The sequence below is a fragment of the Kutzneria sp. NPDC052558 genome, from assembly GCF_044547355.1.
Classification (GTDB): Bacteria; Actinomycetota; Actinomycetes; order Mycobacteriales; family Pseudonocardiaceae; genus Kutzneria.
In genome coordinates this window covers 1-23,875 of sequence record NZ_JBIUAG010000022.1, presented here as the reverse complement: position 1 = coordinate 23,875, position 23,875 = coordinate 1, and the positions used below count along the sequence as shown (strand labels likewise).

The following is a 23,875-nucleotide window of genomic DNA, read 5'->3' as shown; positions in this document are numbered from 1 at the left end:
CCAGGCCCGATACTGGCGCAGTGAAAGGCCCGTTACTGGCGTTTTGGGGGTGTCATGAAGGGCCCCTTACTGACGTTGGACGTCAGTAAGGGGCCCTTCATGACGTTCAACGTGAGGGAGTCACCAGGCGACGGGGCCGTTCTCGTCGAAGAAGCCGGCGTTGGGGCCGTCCTCGCCGATGGTGGCCATGGTGACGGCGATCTCCGCGCCCTGGGCCGGGGTGCGGTGGCCGCTGAAGTGGTTGAGGTCGGTGGCGCAGTAGCCGGGGCAGACGGCGTTGACCTTGAAGCCCTCCTTGCCCAGCTCCCGCGCGTACTGCACGGTCACGGCGTTCAGCGCCGACTTCGAGGTCGGGTAGGGCAGCATGAACGGCAGCTGGTTGTTCGGCCCGGTCACGAAGTCCAGCGAGCCCACCGAGCTCGACACGTTGACGATGCGCGGGGCGGCCGACCGCCGCAGCAGCGGCGTGAAGGCGTCGATCATCCGGATCACGCCGAACACGTTGGTGTTGAACACGGTCTGCATGGTCGCCACGTCGTTGGCCCCGCCGCCGGTGATGGCCGCGTTGTTGACCAGCACGTCCAGCCGCCCGTACTCGGCCTCCACCAGCTCCGCCGCCGCGGCCACGCTCGCGTCCTCGCTCACGTCCACCACCACCGGCCGCGCCCCCAGCTCCTGCGCCGCCGCCGCCACCAGCTCCGGATTCCGCCCGCCCAGCAGCACCGTCACGCCCCGCCCCAGCAGCTGCGCGGCGATCTCCCGCCCGATGCCCTTGTTCGCCCCAGTGACCAGAGCGATGTTCTTGTTCTCGGTCATACCCCGAGTCAACCCCCGGGTGAACCGCGCGGCCAGGACTCGTTCGATACCTGGCGATACCCTGGAGGTATCGCTGAGGGGACGGAGAGTGGCCGTGACCGATCTGAGCAGGCCGGCGGTGGACTCGGAGGACGTGCGGAAGTTCGTGGCGGTGGCGCAGGAGCTGCACTTCGGACGGGCGGCGCAGCGGCTGGGGATGGCGCAGCCGCCGCTGTCCAGGGCGATCCGGCAGCTGGAGCAGCGGCTGGGGGTGGAGCTGCTGATCCGCAACAGCCGAGGGGTGCGGCTGACGGAGGCGGGGGAGGTGCTGCTGCACGAGGGGAGCAAGGCGCTGGAGGCGGTGTCGGCGGCGGCGAGGAAGGCGCAGCGGGCCGGGACGGCGCAGCCGCGGCTGGTGGTGGTGATGAAGCCGGGCGGGGACGCGGGCCTGCTGGCGGGGATTCTCGAGGCGTACGAACGGGATCCGGACGCGGTGCCGGCGGATCTGGAGTTCACGGCGCCGGGGGAGGCGGCGGCGCGGCTGCGGGACGGGCGAGGGGATGTGGCGTTCCTGCACAAGCCGTACGAGGACCTGAGCGGCTTCGACTCGGAGGAGCTGCTGACGCTGAGGGTGGTGGCGGTGCTGCACCGCAGCCACCGGCTGGCCCGCCGGCGCAGTCTCCAGATGGCGGAGCTGGCCGGCGAGCCGATGCCGAGCTGGGCGGGGCCGAACCCGGAGGGCGGGCCCCGCGTCCAGCACGCGGCTGAGGTGATGCAGCTGATCTCCCTGCGCCGGCTGATCGCGCTGCTGCCGGAGTCGGTCTGCGCCTCGCTGCGCGAGGATCTGGTGGCGATCCCGGTCCTGGACGCGGAGCCGAACACGATCGTGCTGGCCTGGCCGGAGCGCTCCCGGTCCCGCGCGGTGGCGGCGTTCGTCCGCGCGGCGACCGAGAGCACGGCGATCGGGAGCGCGGCGATCGGGAGCGCCGAGCCGGCCCAGGTGGTCTAGCCGGTCACGAGGAAGGTGAAGTCCTCGCGGACCCGGGCGTCGAGGTCCACGGGCAGGTCGAGCGGCAGGGCCCGCACGGCCGAGCGGCTCAGGCCGAGGCCGGCCATGAGCAGCTTGACCACGCGGATCGGGGCCGGCAGCTCGAACCGGACGAAGACCTCCAGCGGTTCCCCGTCGTAGAACGGGGTGTCGGTGTCCAGGGTCCAGGCGCCGGCCCAGTCCAGCCGGTGGCCGCAACGGCCGGCCAGGCCGGAGTCCATGACCACCCGGCGGATCATGGTCGGGTCGTTGGCCTCGTAGGCCAGCAAACGCCGATGGTCCAGCGCCTGCACGTGGATTCGTTCGTGCAGCGGGATCTTCGAGGTGCGGTCGCACTGGTCGCAGCCGATCAGCAGCCACACGTCGAGCAGTTTGCCGCTGGCGTTGACCCGGAACTTGCCGGTGGCGTGGTGCCGGTCGGCGCGGCAGGACACACAGGGCCGGATGACGGCGGGCAGGCCGAGTTCTCGGACCACCCACAGCGCCTTCCGGTCGACGGGCGCGCGAAGTTCACTCATGGCTGTGGCGGTTCTCCAAGGTAGGCAGGGGAAGCGCCACGCAGCCATGGACCGCCCCCCTGGGTCAATGGCGTGCTACGCGACGTGTCGGATCACGTCGCGTCGATACGAGCCCGCACCGGTCACGGGGTGCGGACTGGATTCGCCATTGCCTACGGCCACATGCCCGACATCATCGGCAACGGGCCGAGCGGCGGGCAACCGGTTTTTCCGCCGGACACACGCGTGGCGCCCGACCCTCGGTGAGGGTGGGCGCCACGCGCGGGGAGAGCGTCAGTTGGTCAGGGTGCTGCACTGGCCGGCGGCGGGGCCACCGACCGTGTCCGGCAGGCCGTTGTCGGCCGGCGCGGGGTTGTTGCCGGTGCAGGCGAGCGGGCCGCCGACCGAGGTCGACGTCACGATCGCGGCGGCGTTGTCGACCAGCGACACGGGACCGTCGACGCGGGCGGTCTCGATGCTGGTCTCACCGGTGGTGCCGACGATGCTGGCCGGACCCGAGACGTGGGTGCCGAGCAGCACCACGGCGGCCGCGCCGGAGGCCGACAGCGGGCCGCCGATGGAGCCGCCGAAGGCGTAGAGCGACGCGCCCGGCGACACGGTGACGGGCCCGTTCACGGTGCCGGTCAGGCAGGTCACGCCCTTGACGGTCAGCGGCCCGTTCACGGTGCCGTCGATCGTGGTGGCGCACACCGGGTTCGGCTTGCCGAGAAGCTCCACTTCGGACAGTGTCGCGACCGAGCCCAGCTCCAACCGGTAGTAGTTGTACCGACCGGACCTGGCCACGCTGAACGCCTTGGTCTGCCGGGCATCGGTGAACTTCACACCGCTGCGCTGGTCGACCGTGGTCCACGTCTTCCCGTCGTACGATGCCTTCAACGCCCACGAGGTCGGCGCCGCTGCCGCCGAGGAACCCGACGTCAGCGTGTACATCTGCACCCGCTGGGTCGCATCGGATGGCTGCACGGCCACCGGGGCGTCCACAGTGGACTGGGTGTTGGAGGTGTTGTCGAACAGGGCGCCCTGCTTGGGATCCGTCAGGTCGTGCAGCGGTTGCGCCACCGCGTTGCCCTGGGTGATGGACACCGGGGCGGCGTTGCTGCCGCTGCCCCACTTCGACGGGTTGGGCCCCATGTCGAAGTCCAGGGTGCCGCCGTTGGCGAGCAGGCTGTTGGGCAGGTAGGTCTTGTCGTACGCCTTGCCGTTGACCTTCAGGCCCTGCACGTAGATGTTCTTGGCGTTGTTCTTGGGCGCGTTGACCACCAGCGACTTGCCGTTCTCCAGGTGGATGGTCGCCTTGGTGAACAGCGGGGAGCCGACGGCGTAGTCGCCGCTGCCCATGGTCAGCGGGTAGAAGCCCAGCGCGCTGAAGATGTACCACGCCGACATCTCGCCGTTGTCCTCGTCGCCGGGGTAGCCCTGGCCGTTCTCGCTGCCGATGTAGAGCCGGGACAGCGCCTCCCGCACGTACTGCTGCGTCTTGGCCGGCTGGCCCGCGGCGTCGTACATGTAGATGATGCCGTGCGAGGGCTGGTTGCTGGCCCCGTACTGTCCCATTCGGACGTCACGGGCCTCCACCATCTCGTGGATGATGCCGCCGTAGCTGCCGGGGAACTTGGCCGTCTCCGGCGTGGTGAAGAACTGGTCGAGCTTGGCCGCCAGCTTGTCCTTGCCGCCGTACAGATTGGCCAGGCCCTGGCCGTCCTGCGGCACCGAGAACGCCATGTTCCAGCCGTCGGTCTCGGTGAAGTCGCCGCCCCACACCCGCGGGTCGAAGCTGGCGCCCGGGTTGTGCTCGCTGCCGTCGGGGTTGCGGCCCTGGAAGAAGCCGACCGTCGGGTCGAACAGGTTGACGTAGTCCTGGGCCCGGTTCAGGAAGTACGTGTAGTTGTCCGAGTACTCCTGCCGGCGCGGGTCGTTCGGCTTAGCCTTGTCCAGCAACGCCTTGGACATCTGGGCGATGCCGTAGTCGTTGACGTAGCCCTCCATCGCCCAGGAGAAGCCCTGGTCGGTGGCGGTCGAGGTGTAGCCGAGGAAGTTGGAGGTGTCCAGGCCCTTGCGGCCGACACCGGAGCTGGTCGGCGCGACGGTGGCGTTCTTCACCGCGGCGTCGTAGGCCGCCTGCACGTCGAAGTTGTCGATGCCCTTGACGAAGGCGTCGGCGAAGGCGACGTCCGAGCTGGTGCCGGTCATCAGGTCGGCGTAGCCGGGGGAGGACCAGCGCGAGGTCCAGCCGCCGTCCTTGTACTGGTTGACGAAGCCGTCGATCATCTTGCCTTCCATGGAAGGCGACAGCAGCGAGTAGGCCGGCCAGGTGGTGCGGGCGGTGTCCCAGAACCCGTTGTTGACGTACATGGCGCCGTCGGAGATCTTGGCCCCGGTCTGGGTCGGCGTGTTCGCCCCGACCAGCGGTGACACCGGGCTGGCGTACTGGTATTTCGGGCTGGCCGTGGTGCCGGTGTTCTCGTACGCCTCGTTGGGGTACAGGAACAGCCGGTACAGGTTGGAGTACAGCGTCACCAGCTGGTCCTGGCTGGCCCCCTGCACGGTGATCACGCCGAGCTGGGAGTCCCACGCCTGCTGGGCCCGGGCCCGCACCGAGTCGAACGTGTCGGAGGAGGAGACCTCCTGCTCCAGGTTCTTCCTGGCCTGGTCCACCGACAGCAGCGAGGTGGCGATCCGCATGGTCACGGTCTTGTCCGCGCTGGTGTCGAACTGGAAGTAGCCGGTCACGTTGTCGCGGCCGCTCCCGGTGAGCTTCGCGCCGGCGGTGACCGGCTTGTCGAAGGTGGCGTAGACGAACATCCGGGTCGCGCCGGTGGACAGGCCGCTCTTGACGTCGGAGTAGCCGGTGGCCACCCCGGTCGCCGGGTCGAGGGTGAGCCCGCCCGAGTTGTTCACGTTGTCGAAGTCCACAGTGGACTGGTTGCCGGTGAAGGTGAAGCGGAACACCGCGGCGTGGTCGGTCGGGGTGATCTCGGTCTTCATGCCGTTCTGGAACTTCACCGAGTAGTAGTCCGGCTGGGCGATCTCGTCGTCGTGGCTGAAGGCCAGCGCCCGGGCGTTGCGGTCGGCGGTCGGCGTGCCGTTCTCCGGCATCACCTGGAAGGTCTGGCGGTCACCCATCCACGGGCTGGGCTCGTGGCTGGCCGCGAAGGCTTGCAGCGTCGGCAGGTTCTGCCCGTTGTTGGCCTTCGCGTACTGGTACAGCCAGTCCTGCGAGCCGGCGTTGGTCATCGGCGTCCAGAAGTTGAAGCCGTGCGGGAGCGCGGTCGCCGGGAAGTTGTTGCCCCGGGAGAAGGAGCCGCTGGCGTTGGTGCCGCGGATCGTGCTCACGTAGTCGGTCAGGTGCGCGTAGGTCGGCTGCGCCGGGTCGCCGGCGATCGAGATGTCGTCCACCCAGCCGCTGAACGCGCCCGGCCCGGTCGGCTTGTCGTAGCCGATCAGGATGCGCTTGATCGTCTTGCCGGCGGCCACGGTGCCGATGGTGGCCGCGATGTGGTTCCACTGGTTGGTGTACAAGGACTTCGACGCGCCCTGGCCCTGCGGCGAGAGCACGAAGCCGTGCTGGTCGAGCGCGCCGAGCTGGCTGAGGTAGGTGCCGTCGCTGAAGGCCAGGTCGACCGCCGCGTAGGTGCTGGTGTAGTCCGGGTCGTCGCCGACCAGCTCCGGGAAGATCTGGTACGACAGCCGGGTGTTCCTGCCGACCGCGAGGTCGACGTCGAAGACCTTGTTGTACGAGTACGCGTGCCCGGCCACGAGGTGGCTGCCCGCGTAGCGGAAGGCCTTCACGCCGGTGAAGCCGGCGTTGGCCTTGGAGTTGTAGCCGCCGCTGGGGCCCTTGCCCACGAAGCTGCGCATGGTCGGCGCGGGCGGGGTGGAGCCGACCGCCTCGATCAGCTGCACCTCGGCCAGCTGCACGATCGGGTCGCCGTGGTTCTGGGTGATGTCCAGCCGGTAGTACAGGTACGGCGTGGTGTTGGCGATGTCGTAGGACTTGGTCTGCTGCCGGTCCGGGAAGTCCTGGCCGTTCTGGGTGTCCAGCGCGGTCCACGCCTTGCCGTCCTGGGAGCCGGACAGCGTCCACTGCCGCGGGTCACGGCCGGGGGCGTCGTTGGCCGAGGTGAGCGCGTACTTGATGACCGCGATCGGCTCGGACAGCTGGAACTGGGCCCAGCCGGTGCTGGTGAACGTCAGCCACTTCGTGTTGACGTTGCCGTCGACCAGGTTCTCCTTGACCTCGCCGCCGCCGTCGTTCTGCGCGTTGGCCTGGACGTCGACAACCTTGTCATCGACGTTGCCCGGAATGGTCGACGCGTCCGCGCCGTTCACACCGGAGGCCTTGGCGGCGCCGCCGGCGTCGGTCTCGACGGTGTCGGTCCAGTTCGGCTGCGGGTTGCCCGCCTCGAACGAGGAGGAGAAGTCGGTGGCGCCGGCTGCCGACGCCACCGCTGGGACAGTGGCTGTGAGCCCTGCTATCAAAGCCGAGCTGAGCAGCAGTAACCACAGTCGTCTCATGACGTCGAATCCTCCCGGAGCGCCGTTGCCTGGGCGACAGCGAAACCGGGTGTGACATCGATGTCAAGAATCTGTCCTGTTTCCTGTCCGGACGTTACTTCTTCTTGAGAAACGGCAACAGGCCGGCCTCGATCACCGCGTCCGACAACGGTTTGCCCACCTCGACGAGACGGTCCACGCCCTGCTCGCCCAAAGCGGCGTAGGCCGGCTCGGCCAGACGGTCGGTCAGGTCCTCGACGCCCTGCCGCATGGCCTTGCCCTGCTCGGTGAGCACCTCGTCCTCGCCCGGCTCCAGGATTCCGCGCTCGCGCAGCCCGTCGGCCGCCGCCGCCCACTGCTCCTCGCTCCACTGCCGGGTGTTGCGCAGCACCTTGGCCGGCAGGTAGCCGGTCGCGGCGTGCACGACCAACGCCTCCAGGCCGGTCAGCTCGGCCCCGACCAGGGCGGCGATGTGGCCGTCGCCGCGGAACTCGCGCAGCAGGGTCTGGGCGTGGAACAGCTCCAGGTGCGGCTCGGCCGGCCACGGCAGCGCGGCGTGCGCGGCGAACAGCGGCCGCCCCTCCAGCCGCGCGCTCGCCGCCTCGGCCGCCTTGCGGGTCAGCGCCGCCGTCTCGGCGATCGCGTCCGTGCCGATCAGGTCGCCCAGCCCGCGGCGCAGGGCCGCGTCGGCCGCCTCCAGCCGGGCCGCCAGCACCTGCTCCGGCGTGACCTTGGCCCAGACCGGGGCCATGCTGTGCCGCACGAAGTCCGGGTTGAAGTTGAAGAAGGTGGCGATGACCGTCTCGGCCGAGGCCGGGCCGAACGCCGCCGACCGCGAGGCGAAGTAGCCCGAGCCGCCTTCCAGGCCCAGCGCCTCGAAGCGCTGCGCCGCCTCCGGCGCGAAGTAGATGAAGCTGTGCAGCGGCTCGATCGCCTGCCAGGCTTTGCGCCCCAGTGTCATCGTCGACAACCCCTCCGTGTCATACCGACCGGTCGGTCTCACTCTATCGGAGGACGAGGTTTCTGGCGTTTACCCCGGGCGATCTCGGTGGCCAGGGCGTCCAGCGGCTGCTGCCAGAACCGGCGGTACCGGTCCAGCCAGCCGTCGATCTCGGCCAGCGGGGCCGGGTCGACCGCGTACAGCCGCCGGGTCCCCTCGGCCCGGACCGTGGTGAAGCCGTTCTCCCGCAACACCCGCAGGTGCTGGGACACCCCCGGCTGGGAGATGCCGAACTCCGCCCGGATCACCGCCGTGACCTCGCCGGAGCTCAGCTCGCCGTCGGCCAGCAGCTCCAGGATGCGGCGGCGGACCGGATCGCCGAGGACGTCGAACGCGTGCACGTCCCCGACGATTCCACCGGCCGCTTATATAACGCAAGGCCGGCATTCAGAGCCGGTCGCCGAGACGGTCCACGATGCCCGAGCTCAGGATCACGAACGAGGGCATGTAGGCCGCCCACTTCAGGTCGACGTTGTTCTCCCCGAGGAAGCGATGGGAGGTGCGGTCGAAGACCAGCGTCGTCCGGTACGGGTAGGTCGGGCCCTGGCGCGTGATGCCGACGCCGGCGCGGCCGGAGGCGTCGGCGGCCTCCTGGTCGACCACAGCCCCCGGGATCATGGTCAGCACCTGGTGCAGGGCGGTGACCGTCCCCGGCGGCAGGAGCGCCTTCTTCAAGGTGTCCCCGATCAGGAGGAACACCTTCTCGTTGAGATCTTCGTCGTCGACGGCGCCGGTGTTTGCGAGCTTGCGCCTGGTCAGGTCGTAGAACCAGGTCCGCAGCTGCTGGGGATCGGTGGTCAGCGAGGCGAACTGCCGGTAGGACCAGTTGAGCGGCTCGGCCGTCTGGTCTCCGTACCCGAGCACGGGCGAGCCGGCCTGGGCTCCGGGCGCGCAGGCCACCACGGTGCCGTTCGTGCCCTGGCAGGGCCCGGTGTTCGACGGCGGGTTGGGCGCCGGCACGCCGCTGTCGAGCGGGTACCAGCCCTCGGCGATGGCGAGCGCGCCGTTGGGCTCGGTGCTGAACCCCTCCTTGACGTAGACGTACTGGGTTTTCGGGCCGGCGATCAGCAACTGGGTGGCCGGCACCACCAGGGCGATCACCGCCAGCACCGCCACGCCGGCGGCCAGCGCGACCAGGCCGCCGCCCTTCGGCCCGCGCCGCCGCCGGGGCTCGGCCGCCCGTTCCAGCAGGGCCGCGCGGGTGGCGGCGAGCCAGTCCGGGCTCGGATCCTCGACGGCGGGACGCAGGCCGGTCACCCGATCAAGGTCAGTCATCGGAGACCTCCAGCAGAGCGGTGCGCATCTTGGCGCGGGCGCGGTGCAGTCGTGACCGCACGGTGCCGATCGGGACGTCCAAGGCGTGTGCGACCTCCTCGTAGCTGAGGCTCTCCCACGCCACCAGCAGCAGCACGTCCCGCTCCTGGGGGTTGAGCCGGGCCAGGCCAGCGGCCAGCTCGCGGCCGGCAGCCTCGGCGCTGACCCGGTCGGTCACGGTCTCGTCGTGCCGCTGCTCCAGCGGGTACGGGTCGAGCTTGGCCAGCGCCCGCAGGTGCCGGGACTCGGCCCGGGTGTGCCGGCGCAGCATGTTGGTGGCGATGCCGTAGAGCCAGGGCAGCGCCGAATCCTGGGCCGGGTCGAAGCGCCCGCGGCTGTCGAAGGCGGCCAGCATGGTCTGCGCGGCCAGGTCGTCGGCCAGCTGCGCGCCGACGCGGCGGGCCAGAAAGCGGTGCACGGTGATCGCGTGCCGGTCGTAGACCAGCGCGAACAGTTCGGGTCGGGCCATCGACTGGGCGATCACCGTGGCGTCGGCCGCGGTGGCCAGCACGCTGAGCCGATCCTGCGCCTCGACCTGGGGTGTGGTCATCCGCGACCTCGGGGGCACGTAGTCATGATGGGACCTCCGTACGGCTTCTCACTGGCTTTTGCCCGATGGGCCGCACCGAGTTCCCGGCGCCCGCTGCTCCGAACGAGTGACGTCGGGCTAATTGTTAGAGAACTTTCCTAACAATATTGACGCCGCCGAGGCCTCGGGCGGACTCTTCCTGCACCCCGCCGCCGCGTCCCGCCCGAAGACGTCAACTCCGACCCGGAGGCAACCACATGAGTCGGCGCAGGCTCGCCACATCCGTGGCGACCGCTGTCCTCGTCGTCCTGTCGGCGCTGGCCGCGTTGTTCAGCAGCGCGGCCGCCGACGCGGCGACCACCGATCAGACCTTCCTGACCTTCTACGGCTGGTGGGACAACACCCCGCCGGGCGGCGACATCTCGTACCCGCAGATCCACGACACCGCCGGCGGCGTCGGCAGCTACGACGACCCGATCACCTTCGCCACCGACAGCGGCGAGTACAAGGCCGGCACCAAGGTGTGGGTGCCGCGGGTGCGCAAGTACTTCATCATGGAGGACAGCTGCGAGGAGTGCAGCGCCGACTGGAACGGCAAGGGCCCCAACGGCGGGCCCAAGCTGCACCACATCGACCTGTGGCTGGGCGGCAAGGGCGGCAACGCGATGGACGCCATCGACTGCGAGGACGCCCTGACCCACTACAACGCCGACAACACCCCGACCATGGAGCCGGTGGTGGTCAACCCGCCGTCGAACGAGGACTACGACTCGACGCCGATCTTCAACACCGGCACCGGGGCCTGTTACGGCGGGGCCAAGCCCAACACGACCGTCGGCTCGTACAAGAACAACTCCACCGGGCTGTGCGTCGACGGCTCCAGCACCACGCTGAAGACCGCCGCCTGCACCGGCTCGGCCGCGCAGACCTTCACCTTCCACGGCGCGTTCCTCGTCCTCGACAACCAGTGCGCCACGATCTCCGGCAGCAGCGTCAAGCTCGGCAAGTGCGACGGCGGCCCGAACAGTCAGCTGTCCATCAACCCCGACGGCACCATCAACGACATCCAGACCGGCAAGAAGTGCTTCCGCGACTCCGGCGGCACCCTGACCGCCGCCAGCTGCTCCGGCACGCAGAGCAAGTGGACCTTCAGCCCGGCCGGCCCCGCCGGCCTGGCGGTCGCGGTCAACCCGGCGTCGGCGACGGTCAAGCCGGGAGCCTCGACCACCGCCACGGTGGCGGTGACCGGGGGAACCGGAAGTGTTGCCCTGTCGGCGACCTCGGTGCCGTCCGGCGTCACCGTGACGTTCGATCCGGCCTCGGTTTCCGGCAGCGGCAACTCCACGATGACCGTGGCCGCCGCCAGCGGCGCGGTTTCCGGCACGTTCACCGTGGTCGGCGCCGCCGGCTCGGCCAGCAAGTCGGCGACGTTCGCGTTGACCGTGGGCGCCGGCGGCCCGTCTTCCCTGCTGTCCCAGGGGAAGACCGCCACCGCGTCCTCTGTGGAGTCCAGCGCCTACGCCGCCGCCAAGGCCTTCGACGGCGACCTCACCTCGTCCCGGTGGGCCAGCAAGGAAGGCTCGGACCCGCAGTGGCTCCAGGTCGACCTCGGCGCCAGCCACTCGATCACCGAGGTGAAGCTGTCGTGGGAGGCGGCGTACGGCAGGTCGTACACCATCCAGACCTCGGCCGACGGCAGCACGTGGACGACGATCTACAGCACCACCACCGGCAACGGCGGCGGCGACGACCTCACCGGGCTGGCCGGATCCGGTCGCTATGTGCGACTGAACGGCGCCGTACGGGGGACCAGCTACGGCTACTCGCTCTACGAGATGCAGGTCTACGGGTCCTGAGTGCACACTTGGGTGCCTGATAGTCCAGACGGGCGCTCGGGCGGCTGCCACTCCTGATTTGGTGGCAGCAGACACCGGCTGCCTAGGAGTGCCCGCGTTGCCCGACTACCTCATCTCCCAGCACGACCCGCGCGGCGAGCGAGCCGACCAGCTCGCCGCCGCGCGGCGTGAGTACCGCTACACCATGGACTTCGGCTTCCCGGTGTCCTCCACCCTCGGCGCCGAGCACGAGCCGGCGCCGGCCTGGCAGCTCAAGGCGCTGGCCAAGCAGGAGGAGCTGCGGCTGAACCTGTTGCGGCTCAAGCGCCAGGGCAAGTGGAACTTCGTCAACGACCTGCAGCCGCTGGCCCCGCACAAGCTGGCCGCCATGGTCCGCGAGAACGACATGGCCGGCATCGTCGAGTACTTCATGCCGCTGCCCGGCGGCGTCACCGGCGACCACCACGACAAGACCATCCAGGCCTTCCGGGACGTGTTCGCCCGGGTCTCGCCGCCCGCGGCCACCGCCGACTTCGAGTCCGACGAGTACTTCGCCGAGGTCATGGTGGCCGGGCCGGACCCGACGCGGCTGGTGCGGATGGACCGGGTGCCGGCGAAGTTCCCGCTCACCACCGCCCATCTGGGCGAGGACCTCGACCAGGCCGTCGCCGCCGGCCGGGTGTACTGGATCGACTACGAGGCCATGTCCGCTTTGGACAATGGCACGCATCCCCAGTCGCCCAAGTACATGTACTCGCCGATGGTCGCGTTCGTGGTGCCGCGCGGCGGCGGCGCGCTGAAGCCGTTCGCGATCCAATGTGGACAGGACCCGGCCGGCCGGGACATCTACACCCCGGCCGACGGCTACTCGTGGCGGCTGGCCCGCAACTGCGTGCTGGCCGCGCACAACACCTACCACGAGGTGTTGACCCACCTGGGTTTCACCCACCTGATGAGCGAGCCGGTGCTGATCGCCGCGGTGCGCAATCTGGCCGTGAACCACCCGGTGGCGGTGCTGCTGCGGCGGCACTTCGAGGGCACCATGTCCATCAACAAGCTGGCCGTGGAGCTGCTGATCCAGCCCGGGCGGGCCGTCGAGTACCTGATCGGCTCGGACCTGAAGAGCACCTATCCGTGGCTGGCCGAACACCGGTCCAAGCGCTCGTTCCGGGACAACTACCTGCCGACCATGCTGGCTTCCTCCGGCACCGACAGCGTTTCCGCCCTGCCGTACCACCCGTACCGGGACGACGGCCTGCTGGTGTGGAACTCGGTCTACCGCTGGGTCAGCGACTTCGTCGGCGCGTACTACAAGTCCGATGTGGACGTTGCCGGCGACCACGAGCTACAGGCCTGGGCGGCCGAGGTCGCCTCGGCCGATGGCGGGCAGGTCCGGGACTTCGGGGCCACACCGGGGCAGATCCTCGACCGGCACGACCTGGTCGAGATCCTGACCATGGTGGTGTGGACCGCGGGGCCGCAGCACGCCGCCGTCAACTTCACGCAGGCCGACCACATGGCGTTCCTGCCGGCCAACCCGCTGGCCGGCTACACCGAGGAACCCAAGGGGCTCGGGCACGGCGAGGCCGACTGGCTGGCCAACCTGCCGCCGCTGGACGTCGCCGTGCAGCAGTTCTGCGTGATGACCTTTCTCGGCTCGGTGCACCACACCACGCTCGGCGACTACGGCTCCGACTTCGCCGGCTCCGCCGTTTCCGCCCCGCACAAGCGTTTCCGCGCCGAGCTGGCCGCCGTCGATGAGGAGATCACCGCCCGCAACCGCCGGCGCTCCCGGCCCTACACCTATCTCCGGCCCTCGCTGATCCCCAACAGCACCAACATCTAGCGCTCAGCCGGCGGCGTCCAGATAGACCCACTTGCCGTCCTCCCTCAGGAAGCGACTGCGCTCGTGGAGGACGCCGCCGGCATAGCGGGCGTTGAACTCGACAATGCCTTCCTTGTCGAACAGTCCACCCTGCGCCTTGTCGACAATCTCCAGCCCCGTCCACTCCGTGTCGTCCATCGTGAGTCGGCGGGGCTTCGTCCTGCTGTGCCAGGTCCTGAGCAGGTACGCCCGGTCACCCACTGCGAACGCCGCGTAACGGGACCGCATCAGCAACTCCGCCGTCGGCGCGCTGCCGCCCCGGTGGAACCGCCCGCAGCACTCCTCGTAGGGCCCACCCAGCCCGCACGGACACGTCATGCCGTCATTCTCGCGTGCGTTGACATGTGACCAAATGGTCACCTATTCTCGCCGTCGTGACGGACGACGACCGGGTCTTCAAGGCCCTCGCCGACCCGACCCGCCGCTTCCTGCTCGACCTGCTGTTCGCCCGGGACGGGCAGACGCAGTCCGAGCTGGAGGCGGAGCTGGAGATGAGCCGCTTCGGCGTGGCCAAGCACCTCAAGGTGCTGGAGGAGGCCGGGCTCGTCCTCACGCGCCGGGTCGGCCGGGAGAAGCGGCACCATCTCAATCCCGTGCCCATCCGTCTCATCCACGACCGCTGGATCGACAAGTTCAGCGAGCCCCGCGTGGCGGCGCTCACCGACCTCAAGGCCCAGCTCGAGACCGAGGAGTGACCATGAGCGTTCAGGTCAACCGGGTGTTCATCAACGCCAAGCCCCAGCAGGTCTGGGACGCCATCACCCAGCCCGAGTTCAACGACAAGTACGCCTACCGCTGCGTCAGCGAGTACGACCTCAGAGCCGGCGGCGCCTTCCGGGCCCTGGCCAACAAGGAGATGCTCGAGCACGGCGCCCCCGAGGTCTGCATCGACGGCGAGGTGCTGGAGTGTGACCCACCGCGCCGTCTCGTGCAGACCTGGCACGCCATGTTCAGCCCCGAGATCGCCGCCGAGACCGTCACCACCCTGACCTGGGAGCTGGAGGAGCAGTACGGCTCCACCCGTCTCACCGTCACCCACGAGACCACCGACGCCCCGCTCACCGCCGCCATGACCAGCGGCGACATCCCCGACGCCGGCGGCGGCTGGCCCTACCTGCTCAGCGACCTCAAGACCTTCGTCGAAACCGGCTCCCCCATGGGCGCCTGACCCCGCCCCCGCCCCCGCCCCCAAACTTCACCCACCCAAGTGACCCACCCCACCCCCCTCTTACCGCTTGGAAGGGCCCATTCCTCTCATCGGAGTGGAGGAAGGGCGCTTTCCCAGCGGGGATCGAGATACAAGGGCTACACGATCGGGTGGTGGGGGTATCAGAAGCGGAGGTCGCGGCCGGCTTCGGCGACGATGCTGGTCACCTGGTCGCCGACCACGGTCAGCCGCAGGACGGCGAACTCGCGGCGGCGCAGGTAGGCGATGACCAGGGGCGGGGCGGCGACGAGGGTGGCGCGGGAGCCGAGGTAGCGCAGGAGGTTGGCGGCGACCTCGGCCGCGCCGCGGCGTTCGTAGGCGCGGTCGAAGGTGCCGGCGCCCCAGGCGTCGGGGTGCAGCACCTGGAGCAGGGCGTCGAGATCGCCGTTGGCGCAGGCGGTGATGAAGCGCTCGGTGACGAGCTGGTGCTCGTCGGCGGCGACCGGGCGGCTGCGTTCCAGGGCGATGTGCTGACGGGCGCGGCGGGCCAGTTGACGGCAGGTGGCGACCGGCCGGCCGAGGGTCTCGGCGACGGACTCGAAGGGCAGGCCGAACACGTCGTGCAGGATGAAGGCGACCCGCTCGGCCGGCGCAAGCCGTTGCAGCACAACGAGAAGCGCCAGGCGGACCTCGTCGTCGAGGGTGACCCGGTCGGCCGGGTCGACGGCCAGCGGCCGCTCGGGCACGTCGCCGGGCAGCTCGCGGCGGGACCGGGCGGACCGCAGCTGGTCCAGGCACAGCCGGCTGGTCACCACGGTCAGCCAGCCCCGGTCGTCCGCCACGTCGGTCGCGGCCGACCAGCGCACGAACGCCTCCTGCACGACGTCCTCGGCCGCGCCGATGTCGCCGAGCATCCGGTACGCCAGGTTCACCAGGTACGGGCGGTCGGCCCGCCACACCTCACCGAAGCCAGTCACAGTGGTCACGACGATAGGGCAGCCGAAAAAGTGACATGTCACGAATCCGGCCGCTGCCTCGTCGTGGAGACATGATCCTGGTAACCGGGGCGTCCGGCACGGTCGGCCGCCCACTCGTGGAACTGCTGGTGGCGGCCGGCCAGAAAGTCCGTGCGGTGGCACGGAACCCGGCGGGCCTGCCGCGCATCGTAGAGGTGGTGGACAAGCCGGTGCTGGAGGGAGTCACCGGCTTGTTCGCCAATCCCCGCGCGATCGAGCCCGGCCTGATCGGGCAGGCGAAGGGGCATGGCGTGCGCCGGGTGGTGGCGTTGTCGGCGGCGAACGTGGACGACGAGCTGGACCGGCAGCCGTCCCGCTGGCGCGGCGACCGCAACCGCGAGGTGGAGCGCGCGGTCACGGGCAGCGGCCTGGACTGGGTGGCGCTGCGCCCGTGGACGTTCGCGGCCAACTCGTTCGGGTTGTGGGCGGAGCAGATCCGGCGCGGCGACGAGGTGCACGGCGCGTACGCGAAGGCGACCTGGTCGCCGATCCACGAGCGCGACATCGCCGAGGTGGCCGTCCGCGCCTTCCTGGACGATAGCCTGCTGGGCGCGCGGCCGGTGCTGACCGGACCGGAGTCGCTGACCCAGGAGCAGATGGTGTGGACCATCGGCGACGCGATCGGCCGCAAACTGGAGTACGTGGAGTTTCCGCCGGCGGTGGCCCGGCAGGCGCTGGTCGACCGGGGGTTTCCGGACGAGTTCGCCGCCCGCCTGCTGGCCAACCAGGCCCGCTCGGTCGGCGTGCCGGCGCCGGTCACCAACGAGGTGCGGCGGATCCTGGGCCGGCCGGCGCTGACCTTCGCCCGCTGGGCCGCCGACAACGCCTATGTCTTCGGGGAGAGGCCATGAGAATCACGATCTTCGCGGCAACCGGTGGAATTGGACGCTGTGTCCTCGACCAGGCGGTGGCCGCCGGCCACGAGGTGACGGCCGTGGTGCGGGACCCGGGCAGGGTGCCCTCGACCGTGCACACCGTGCGGGCCGATCTGTCCACTGTGGAGCCCGGCGCGCTTGAGGCGGCCGTCGGCGGGGCGGACGCGGTGCTGTCCGGGCTCGGGCCGCGCAATGCCCGGCAGGCCAAGGCAATCACCTCGTCCGGCACCAAGGCGATCATCGACGCGATGAAGGCCACCGGCACGCGGCGGATCGTGGTGGTGAGCGCCGCGCCGGTGTCCACCACGCCGTCGCCGGAGCGGCCGAACCCGCCGCGGCACGACCCGGCCGAGGGCTTCCTCATGCGGAACGTGTTGACGCCCATCGTGCGGCGGGTCCTGCACGACCACTACGCGGATCTCGCGATCATGGAGGACGCGTTGCGGGCCAGCGGCCTGGACTGGACGTCGGTGCGGCCGCCGAAGCTCACCGACAAGCCGCTGACCGGCCGGTACCGCGTGGCCTACGAACAGAACATCCACGCCGGGCCGAGCATCTCACGGGCCGATGTCGCGCACTACATGCTGGCCTGCCTGGACGATCCCACGTCCATCGGCCACTGCGTCGGCATCGCGACCTGATCGGCGTATCCGTCTGGAGGCAGAGACGGGGCCGGCGCGGTCAAGTGCGACACGGACACCACCGAGGGCACCGCCCCCTGATCGAACGAGCACAATGCCGCTCGGACGTGGATCACGGCGGCGACAACGACCTAGCGTTGTCGTCATGGCTGTGGAGATTGTTCTCGTGCACGGGTCGTGGCACGGATCGTGGTGCTGGGAGCCGCTGCGCGTGCGGCTGGACATGCTGGGCTGGTCGACGCACGCGGTCGACCTGCCCAGCATGACGGGGCCGGAGTACGGCCTCGAAGCGGACGCGAAGGTGGTCAGGGAGAAGGTCGCGTCGATCGAGGGCCCGGTGGTGCTGGTCGGCCACTCCTACGGTGGTGAGGTGGTGTCGCAGGCGTCTGTCGGCGTCGCGAACATCGCGCGACTGGTCTACCTCGCGGCGTTCCAGATCGAGGAGGACACCTCGGCGCTGTCGGTCGTGGGTCGGGAGCTGCCGGCCGACCTCGAACTGCTGCCGCCGTTCAGCAACCCGATCGACACGTTCTACGCGGACGTGCCGTCGGACCTCGCTCAGGACGCGGTGGCCCGGCTGCGACCGCAGAGCGCGCAGGCGGCCCGGGACCGGCAGGCCGGGGCCGGCTGGCGAGACATTCCGTCCACATACATCGTGTGCGAGCGGGACCAGGCGGTCGCGCCGTCCCTCCAGGAGGAGATGGCCCGGCGGGCCGACGAGGTCCGCCGCCTCGACTCCAGCCACTCGCCGTTCCTGTCCATGCCGGCCGAACTGGCGGCGATGCTGGCCGACCTCGCCTCAGCGGTCGACGACAACTGAGCTGCCGCAACGGTTTCACCGTGGTCGCCGGGCGGTCCGGAGGCTGCCCGCCGGCGGCCGCGTGCTCGGCGGCACACCGACTATCCGGCAGGTCTTGGACCCGGTCCAAGATCTGCCGGAGACGTGCGTTCGGTATGTCGCTGAGCGGGACTCGCGGAGGCCTACAGGTCGGGGAGGGGGTCGGGCGGGAGTTCGCCGGCGCCGCGTTCCAGGTCGGCGGCGTTGACCACGGCGACGTACTCCTCGTCCAGCTCGTACTGGATGCCGCCGAGCTTGAAGGTCGCGCCCAGGTGCACGGTGACCGGGCCGATCCGGGTCTGCCGCGGGTACTCCACCTCGACCGCCCGCGGCAGGCGCCCCTGCCAGCGGCCGGTGGTCAGCACCTTCACCGCCTTGCGGCTGACCACGATCAGCACGTACGGCCGAGAGCTCACCACCAGCGACGCCGGGAAGATGTACCGGATCTCGTCGTCGGGATCGAGGAAGGCACGGGCCGCGGCGCGGACGTCTTCGGTGATCGGCATGGCTGCCACGCTAGAGCCGTGCGAGGCTGCGTGGTGTGGAAACCGTGCCGAAAATCCGCCAGGTCGTGCTCGACACCACCGACGCCCGCGGACTCGCCGAGTTCTACCGCCAGTTCCTCGCGTTGCACTACCGCGACGGCGACGAGCCGCCCGCGCCCGGCGAGCCCGACCCGCGCGGCCGCGACTGGCTGGTGCTGCGCAACCCGGGAGGCACCCAGGTCGCCTTCCAGCAGGTCGACACGCTGCCGACGGTGACGTGGCCGGACGGCCCGCACGCCCAGCAGCTGCACCTCGACCTGACCGTCTCCACCACCGACGAGCTCCAGGCCGTGCACGAGCGGGCCCTGGCCTTGGGGGCCCGGATGCTCATGGATCGGTCGGCCGACCCGCAGGAGCCGCTGTACGTGTACGCCGACCCGGCCGGCCATCCGTTCTGCGTCTTCGTCGCGCCCCCGCGCCAGTAAGGAATCGTCAGGCTCGGCCACGGGAGTGAGAATGGCTTGGCCGACCTGACCGTCAGGTCCGCACCGTGACGGCATTGGCCTGCACCACCGGGGCCGCCAGCGCCACCAGGGCCAGCACCTCCGTGAAAGCGAGGCCGCGTTCCATCAACCCGAGCGGGATCAGATCCCACCAGTCGCCGCCGACCACCGCGCCCACCGGCACCGCGGCGAGGATGGCGACGAACCAGCCGAGCGAGGCCCAGGCCAGCGCACGGGTCAGCAGGCGTCGGCCCGGGGCGTCCGGGAAGGCCGCGCCGGCCGCGCTCAGCACGGCCAGCGGCAGGGCCACGAAGGCGACAACACTGGCGATCCGGTGCAGCGTGCCGCCGAACGAGCCGGCGCTCTGCACCGCCCAGTTGGTCTTGGGGAACGCCACGATCACCAGCAGTCCCACCGTCCACAGCGAGCCCAGCACCGTCGCCGCCGTCGGCAGCCGGCGCTCGGCCCGCAGGCTGGCGATGATCGCCGCCGACCCGGCCGCCACCAGCAGCACCGCCAGGTTGAAGATCCAGCTGTTGTCGGTGATGCCGTACTGGCTGATGGTCTGGCGCAGCACGCTGACGTTGTCGGCCGAGGGCAGCACGCCCAGCAGCGCGATCAGCGCGGCGCCGACCGCCAGCCCGCCGATGGCCAGGGTGCGGACGCGAGTGGTCATGCCTCCACGGTTGCCGGAGATCTTGAGGGTTTCCTGGGCGTGAGCTGTCGGTCTCCTGTCGGGATCGACGGAGCGCGCGAGCGCGACCGGCCCCTACCCGCTCACCTCGCAGGCCTGGGCCACGCCGTCGATCTCGACGATCTGCTTCATCGGCGGCACTCCCTCACGGGCGGCCGGCGGCGTGCACGGACAGCATGTCGGCGACCGCCCGGTTGGCCGGGGCCGGCACGCCGAGGGCGCGGGCGCGATCGATGACGTCTCCGCTCAACCAGGCCACTTCCAGCCGGTTGCCGCGCTCCAGGTCGTGATGCATCGACGAGGTCATGGTTTCCGGCACAGTGTCCACAAAGGCCATTCGATCGTCGGCGTAGCTGCCCGGCAGCGGCACACCCGAGGCGCGGGCCACCTCCACGACCTCCTCCATCACGTCGTGCAGGAACGCCCGCGACCTGTCGTTGGCGCGGATCGGGCCGATCGGCGTGCGGGCCAGGCTGGTGGTGCCGGACAGTCCGACCAGGAACACGAACTTCTCCCAGATCGCCCGTTCGATGTGCGGGCTGATCTCGGCGTCGACGCCGCTTTCCGCGCAGGCGTCCCGAAACGCCTCGACCCGGGCCGTCGACCTGCCGCCGTACTCGCCGAACACCAGCTTCTGCATCGGGCCCGAGTGCCGGATCAGGCCCGGCTCGGCGATCGTCGCCGCGATGTAGCAGACGCCGCCCAGCACGTGCTCGGGGCCGAGGATCCGGCCGAGGATCTCGTCCTTGGCCACGCCGTTCTGGAACGACACCACCGCCGTCTCCGGGCGCAGCAGCGGCCGGATCTGCTCCGCGGCGGGCTCGGTGTCCCACAGCTTCACGCCGAACAGGACCAGGTCCACGGGGTCGAGGGTGGCGGGGTCGTCGGTGGCCGCCACCTCGGGCAGGTGCAGGTCACCCCGCGGGCTCTCCACCCGCAATCCCTTGGTGCGCAAGGCGTCCAACTGCGTGCCGCGGGCGATGAACGCCACGTCGTGCCCGCCCGCGGCCAGCCGTGCGCCGAAGTAGCCGCCGACGCCGCCCGTGCCCATCACCGCGATCCGCATGCGCCCTCCAATAGATGAATACCCGTACAACTATGCTGGCGGGACCGGGTCGTTGTCCATGATCGAAGCATTACCGTTCTTGAACGGATGACCTAGAATCCACTCATGGGGCGGACAAGGGGTTTCGACACCGACCGCGCTCTCGAGGCCGCGTTGCGGACCTTCTGGGAGCGCGGGTACGAGGCCAGCTCCGTCCAGGACCTCTGCCGTGCGATGGAGGTCCAGCCCGGCAGCGTCTACTCCGCTTTCGGGGCCAAACGGGACCTCTTCGGCGCTGCCCTCCGGCGATATGCGCAGACTGTCTCCAGCGAGGCCATCGGCCGCATCACCGCCGCCCCCACCGGTCTGCTCGGCCTGCGGGACTACTTCGCCCACCTGGTCGACGCCATGGTCGACGGCGACCGCCGCTGGGGCTGCCTGATCACCAACTCCCTCGTCGAGTTCGCCGGCCGCGATCCCGAACTCGGCGGCCTGATGGACTTTCACCTGGCCAGCCTCCGCGCCGCCTTCGCCGCCGCCCTCTCCCGTGCCGAGGCCGCCGGCGAGATCCGCCCCGGCTCCTCCCCGGACCTGCTGGTCGCCGTCGTGCAGGGCATGAACGTCCTGGCCAAGAGCCAACCCGGCCGCCCAGCCCTCCAGTCCGTCGCCGACGCCGCCCTGGCCACCCTCCGCCCCTGACGCCTGCCCATGCGAAGACGCTAGGAACGGGCCGTTCCTGGCGTTGGGCGCAGTGAACGGGCCGTTCCTGGCGTTGGGAAGTGCTGTGAAGGGGCCCTTCCTGGCGTTGAACGAGAGGAAAGGTCCCTTGATCTTGGGGTGGGCTGTGGGTGGCCCCGGCATTGTGGGTGGCCTGGGTGTGGTGGGTGGTCTGGGGTCGGCGCGGGCTTGGCTGAGAGTGTGAGCGGTCAGGCGGTGACGGGGGCCACGCCGAAGCCCACGGAGAACCGGTCGCACCAGATCAGCACGCTCTTGTACTTCGACACGTCGGTGCCGGCCGGGATGGTGTAGACCTCGTTGCCCTGGGTCGCCTTGAGGGAGCCCAGGTCGAGGTAGCCGTCCCTGCCGAAGGCGGAATCGCCGGCGTCCTGGGGCTTGTCGCTGAGCCAGACGTGCACAGCGGGGCCGTCGCTGGTGCTGAAGTCCCGCAGCTGCACCACGGAGTCGCCGTCGGCGGTCTTGACCACCTCGGCCTGGCCGCTGGTGGGGTGGGCCAGCGAGCGGAAGGTTCCCTTGCCCACCACCGCGTTCGTGCCCTGGGCGGACACCAGCTGCTCGTGGATGGTGCTGCTGGTGAACAGCTTCCACGGCTGGAACGCCCACAGGCCTACCGCCACGAGCACCACGATCACCGCCGCCACCGGGACAACCACCTTGCGCCGAGCCAGGAGCGCGCCCATCGGACCACCTTCCGTGTTCGGCCGACCCCCATGACCGGCCATCCCCCTGTGCAACGCGGAGTGGGCGACGAGGTGATCCCGATCGGACCTTACGGGGTGGTGACGGGGAACAGCCCCTCGAACAGTGTGGTCGCGCCGCGGACGGTGGAGAACGAGTCTTGGCCGGCCCCGAACGCGGCGGGATTCGGTCGTGGCCCCCGTGACCGCGATCCTGCCGGCCACGCCGCCCCAGGTGCTGGCCGACGGGCTGGCCGCGACCTCGGCCCGGTTCGCCTCGCACGGGCTCACCATCGTTCGCGACCCGGCCGTCACCCCCGAGGAGTGGCGGGCCTACGCCGGCATCGCCGCCGACGGGCGGCTGGCCATCCGCAACCTGCCGATGATCTTCACGCCGTGGTAAATGGTTCGGCGGTGACGGGGTCGGGCTGCTAGCGTGCCCTCGACCGTGACATCGCATGAGGAGGTGAGGCCCCCATGAACGCTGCAAGCACGTGGGTGCTCCCTCGCCTGGTCACGGTCGGGCGGCCGCTGTAGGTGTCGCCGGGAGCGCCAAGGCACTCCCGAAAGGCGGCATCCCATGGATACTGCGCATTCAGTGATCAACCGGGTCGCGGAGCGGCATTGGCACGCGCTGGAGGACGACCTGGTGGTCGGCCGCGGCCACGCCTCGCCCCGGCCGGACGGGCGGATCTTCGTCAGCATCGACGCGTGGCACGAGGCGGTCTTCGACCAGCTGGCCGCGGCGATGCTGGCCGATCTGCCGACCCCGCTGCACACCCTGGTCGACGAGGCCGACCTCGAGCTGCGGACCAGCTGGGTCCGGGCCGGCTTCACGGCCCGGCGTCGCGAGCTGGAATACCTTGTGCCGACGGAGATCGAGCCGGAGACGCCGCCGGCGGGCGTGGCGATCCCGCCCGTCGGCGCGGCGGAGGAAGGCCCGCTGCGCGAGCTGCACGCCGCGATTCGCGCCGAGGTCGAGGCGACGGTCGGCTGGGACTCGATGCCGGCGGAGGTGATCCACGGGCCGGTCGAGGCTTTCCCGTTCGATCAGTCGAAGTACGTGGTGGCAACGGAATCCGGTCGGTATGTGGGGCTGGTCCGGGTGGCCGGGCGGCGTCGGCACGCCCGGATCGGGCTGGTCGCGGTCCGGGCCGAGGCACGCCGTCGCGGCATCGGCCGGGCGCTGCTGACCCACATGCTGGACTCGTTGCGTCACAAGGAAATTGAGACGGTGTCGGCCGAGGTGGACGAATCGAACCGGGCCGCCGTGGCGCTGTTCGAGGGCCTCGGCGCGCGGCGTGTCGGCAGCAATCTGGAGCTGGTGCTCCGTCATCGGGCACAGGAGCGCGACCATGGCTAAGGCAGCAGGCGGAATCGAGGTGGAGGGCACCATCGTCGAATGTCTGCCCAACGCCAGCTTCCGGGTCGAACTCGCCAACGGGCACAAGGTCCTCGCCCACATCAGCGGCAAGATCCGGCGCAACTACATCAAGATCATGCTGCTTGACCGGGTGCTCGTCGAGCTCAGCCCGTACGACCTGACCAGGGGTCGGATCCTGTTCCGGTACCGCACGTAGCAGGCGGCGACGGTGGCGGACCGACGGTCCGCCATCGTCGCCGAAAAAGTTCCGGCGGGGTGGAGTCTGCTTGAGGGGTGAGGGGCCGTTATCCAGCTGACTCCGGGTGGATTTTGCGCGGAGCCCTCTGGGCGATGGCGTATCAAGGCGCTATCGGGCAGGCTCCGCCTGCCTCGATACGCAACAAGCTTATGCCATCGCCCCCCTCCGCGCAAAAT

The 23,875-nt window shown here is 70.1% G+C and carries 26 protein-coding genes; 13 read left to right on the top strand and 13 right to left on the bottom strand.

The features are described from left to right. Positions 1 to 120: 120 nt before the first annotated feature. A complete protein-coding gene (locus tag ACIG5F_RS32455; protein WP_396523734.1) occupies positions 121 to 816 on the bottom strand; it encodes an SDR family NAD(P)-dependent oxidoreductase in 696 nt (231 codons plus the stop codon). A gap of 94 nt (positions 817 to 910) precedes the next feature. Between ACIG5F_RS32455 and ACIG5F_RS32450 the strand changes: the two genes are divergently transcribed. Next, a complete protein-coding gene (locus tag ACIG5F_RS32450) occupies positions 911 to 1,804 on the top strand; it encodes a LysR family transcriptional regulator (protein WP_396523733.1) in 894 nt (297 codons plus the stop codon). Here the strand turns inward: ACIG5F_RS32450 and ACIG5F_RS32445 are convergent. From ACIG5F_RS32445 to ACIG5F_RS32420, 6 genes are all read right to left on the bottom strand, one after another. Then, positions 1,801 to 2,361 (bottom strand): DUF1062 domain-containing protein, encoded by a 561-nt coding sequence (locus ACIG5F_RS32445; protein WP_396523732.1) that lies wholly within the window; start codon positions 2,359 to 2,361, stop codon positions 1,801 to 1,803. The genes ACIG5F_RS32450 and ACIG5F_RS32445 overlap by 4 nt on opposite strands. A 273-nt stretch (positions 2,362 to 2,634) precedes the next feature. Continuing rightward, entirely contained in the window at positions 2,635 to 6,876 is a 4,242-nt protein-coding gene (locus tag ACIG5F_RS32440; RefSeq protein WP_396523731.1) for a GH92 family glycosyl hydrolase, read from the bottom strand. A 94-nt stretch (positions 6,877 to 6,970) separates the two neighbouring features. After that, complete coding sequence (locus tag ACIG5F_RS32435) at positions 6,971 to 7,816, bottom strand: hypothetical protein (RefSeq protein WP_396523730.1); 846 nt, start codon at positions 7,814 to 7,816, stop codon at positions 6,971 to 6,973. A gap of 38 nt (positions 7,817 to 7,854) precedes the next feature. After that, the gene (locus tag ACIG5F_RS32430; RefSeq protein WP_396523729.1) at positions 7,855 to 8,196 is read right to left on the bottom strand and encodes an ArsR/SmtB family transcription factor; all 342 of its coding nucleotides are present in this window, start codon (positions 8,194 to 8,196) and stop codon (positions 7,855 to 7,857) included. A 46-nt stretch (positions 8,197 to 8,242) separates the two neighbouring features. Continuing rightward, a complete protein-coding gene (locus ACIG5F_RS32425) occupies positions 8,243 to 9,130 on the bottom strand; it encodes a hypothetical protein (protein ID WP_396523728.1) in 888 nt (295 codons plus the stop codon). Beyond that, positions 9,123 to 9,719: an RNA polymerase sigma factor gene (locus ACIG5F_RS32420; RefSeq protein WP_396523727.1), complete on the bottom strand. Its 597-nt coding sequence runs from the start codon at positions 9,717 to 9,719 to the stop codon at positions 9,123 to 9,125. The genes ACIG5F_RS32425 and ACIG5F_RS32420 overlap by 8 nt, the downstream gene beginning before the upstream one ends. A gap of 236 nt (positions 9,720 to 9,955) precedes the next feature. Between ACIG5F_RS32420 and ACIG5F_RS32415 the strand changes: the two genes are divergently transcribed. Together ACIG5F_RS32415 and ACIG5F_RS32410 are read left to right on the top strand one after the other, a co-directional pair. Beyond that, positions 9,956 to 11,554: a discoidin domain-containing protein gene (locus tag ACIG5F_RS32415; protein ID WP_396523726.1), complete on the top strand. Its 1,599-nt coding sequence runs from the start codon at positions 9,956 to 9,958 to the stop codon at positions 11,552 to 11,554. A gap of 97 nt (positions 11,555 to 11,651) precedes the next feature. Continuing rightward, positions 11,652 to 13,379 (top strand): lipoxygenase family protein, encoded by a 1,728-nt coding sequence (locus ACIG5F_RS32410; protein WP_396523725.1) that lies wholly within the window; start codon positions 11,652 to 11,654, stop codon positions 13,377 to 13,379. Positions 13,380 to 13,382: 3 nt separating this feature from the next. Here ACIG5F_RS32410 and ACIG5F_RS32405 read toward each other — a convergent pair whose 3' ends face one another. Next, on the bottom strand, positions 13,383 to 13,736 hold the full coding sequence (locus ACIG5F_RS32405; RefSeq protein WP_396523724.1) for a YchJ family protein: 354 nt from the start codon (positions 13,734 to 13,736) through the stop codon (positions 13,383 to 13,385). Between the two features lie 56 nt (positions 13,737 to 13,792). On the opposite strand from ACIG5F_RS32405, the gene ACIG5F_RS32400 reads away from it, so the two are divergent. Both ACIG5F_RS32400 and ACIG5F_RS32395 read left to right on the top strand, forming a co-directional pair. After that, a complete protein-coding gene (locus ACIG5F_RS32400; protein ID WP_396523723.1) occupies positions 13,793 to 14,113 on the top strand; it encodes an ArsR/SmtB family transcription factor in 321 nt (106 codons plus the stop codon). A 2-nt stretch (positions 14,114 to 14,115) separates the two neighbouring features. Next, positions 14,116 to 14,586 carry an SRPBCC domain-containing protein gene (locus ACIG5F_RS32395; protein ID WP_396523722.1) on the top strand — a complete coding sequence of 157 codons (471 nt, stop codon included), beginning with the start codon at positions 14,116 to 14,118 and terminating at the stop codon, positions 14,584 to 14,586. Between the two features lie 161 nt (positions 14,587 to 14,747). Here the strand turns inward: ACIG5F_RS32395 and sigI are convergent, their stop codons facing one another. Further along, positions 14,748 to 15,551, bottom strand: coding sequence for an RNA polymerase sigma factor SigI (gene sigI, locus ACIG5F_RS32390; RefSeq protein WP_396523721.1), 804 nt, complete (start codon positions 15,549 to 15,551; stop codon positions 14,748 to 14,750). A 62-nt stretch (positions 15,552 to 15,613) separates the two neighbouring features. Here sigI and ACIG5F_RS32385 point away from each other — a divergent pair, with 62 nt between their 5' ends. The 3 genes from ACIG5F_RS32385 (at position 15,614) to ACIG5F_RS32375 (ending at position 17,917) form a co-directional block, all read left to right on the top strand. Further along, positions 15,614 to 16,432: an NAD(P)H-binding protein gene (locus ACIG5F_RS32385; protein ID WP_396523720.1), complete on the top strand. Its 819-nt coding sequence runs from the start codon at positions 15,614 to 15,616 to the stop codon at positions 16,430 to 16,432. Then, the gene (locus ACIG5F_RS32380) at positions 16,429 to 17,097 is read left to right on the top strand and encodes an NAD(P)-dependent oxidoreductase (protein ID WP_396523719.1); all 669 of its coding nucleotides are present in this window, start codon (positions 16,429 to 16,431) and stop codon (positions 17,095 to 17,097) included. Before ACIG5F_RS32385 ends, ACIG5F_RS32380 begins: the two co-directional genes overlap by 4 nt. A 145-nt stretch (positions 17,098 to 17,242) precedes the next feature. Further along, positions 17,243 to 17,917, top strand: a complete 675-nt coding sequence (locus tag ACIG5F_RS32375; protein ID WP_396523718.1) for an alpha/beta fold hydrolase — start codon at positions 17,243 to 17,245, stop codon at positions 17,915 to 17,917. Between the two features lie 161 nt (positions 17,918 to 18,078). On the opposite strand, the gene ACIG5F_RS32370 is transcribed toward ACIG5F_RS32375, so the two are convergent. Then, complete coding sequence (locus ACIG5F_RS32370) at positions 18,079 to 18,441, bottom strand: hypothetical protein (protein ID WP_396523717.1); 363 nt, start codon at positions 18,439 to 18,441, stop codon at positions 18,079 to 18,081. Positions 18,442 to 18,476: 35 nt separating this feature from the next. Here ACIG5F_RS32370 and ACIG5F_RS32365 point away from each other — a divergent pair, with 35 nt between their 5' ends. Then, a complete protein-coding gene (locus ACIG5F_RS32365; protein WP_396523716.1) occupies positions 18,477 to 18,905 on the top strand; it encodes a VOC family protein in 429 nt (142 codons plus the stop codon). A 52-nt stretch (positions 18,906 to 18,957) separates the two neighbouring features. Here ACIG5F_RS32365 and ACIG5F_RS32360 read toward each other — a convergent pair whose 3' ends face one another. Continuing rightward, complete coding sequence (locus tag ACIG5F_RS32360) at positions 18,958 to 19,599, bottom strand: DUF998 domain-containing protein (protein ID WP_396523715.1); 642 nt, start codon at positions 19,597 to 19,599, stop codon at positions 18,958 to 18,960. Between the two features lie 163 nt (positions 19,600 to 19,762). Then, positions 19,763 to 20,683, bottom strand: coding sequence for a ketopantoate reductase family protein (locus ACIG5F_RS32355; protein ID WP_396523714.1), 921 nt, complete (start codon positions 20,681 to 20,683; stop codon positions 19,763 to 19,765). Between the two features lie 105 nt (positions 20,684 to 20,788). Between ACIG5F_RS32355 and ACIG5F_RS32350 the strand changes: the two genes are divergently transcribed. Beyond that, positions 20,789 to 21,361, top strand: coding sequence for a TetR/AcrR family transcriptional regulator (locus ACIG5F_RS32350; protein WP_396523713.1), 573 nt, complete (start codon positions 20,789 to 20,791; stop codon positions 21,359 to 21,361). A gap of 227 nt (positions 21,362 to 21,588) precedes the next feature. On the opposite strand, the gene ACIG5F_RS32345 is transcribed toward ACIG5F_RS32350, so the two are convergent. Beyond that, positions 21,589 to 22,080 (bottom strand): DM13 domain-containing protein, encoded by a 492-nt coding sequence (locus ACIG5F_RS32345; RefSeq protein ID WP_396523712.1) that lies wholly within the window; start codon positions 22,078 to 22,080, stop codon positions 21,589 to 21,591. A gap of 190 nt (positions 22,081 to 22,270) precedes the next feature. On the opposite strand from ACIG5F_RS32345, the gene ACIG5F_RS32340 reads away from it, so the two are divergent. The 3 genes from ACIG5F_RS32340 to infA all read left to right on the top strand — a co-directional run bounded on the left by ACIG5F_RS32340 (position 22,271) and on the right by infA (position 23,657). Next, positions 22,271 to 22,480 (top strand): hypothetical protein, encoded by a 210-nt coding sequence (locus ACIG5F_RS32340; RefSeq protein ID WP_396523711.1) that lies wholly within the window; start codon positions 22,271 to 22,273, stop codon positions 22,478 to 22,480. 177 nt (positions 22,481 to 22,657) lie between these two features. Continuing rightward, the gene (locus ACIG5F_RS32335; protein WP_396523710.1) at positions 22,658 to 23,440 is read left to right on the top strand and encodes a GNAT family N-acetyltransferase; all 783 of its coding nucleotides are present in this window, start codon (positions 22,658 to 22,660) and stop codon (positions 23,438 to 23,440) included. Next, positions 23,433 to 23,657 (top strand): translation initiation factor IF-1, encoded by a 225-nt coding sequence (infA, locus tag ACIG5F_RS32330; RefSeq protein ID WP_396523709.1) that lies wholly within the window; start codon positions 23,433 to 23,435, stop codon positions 23,655 to 23,657. Before ACIG5F_RS32335 ends, infA begins: the two co-directional genes overlap by 8 nt. Positions 23,658 to 23,875 lie beyond the last annotated feature (218 nt).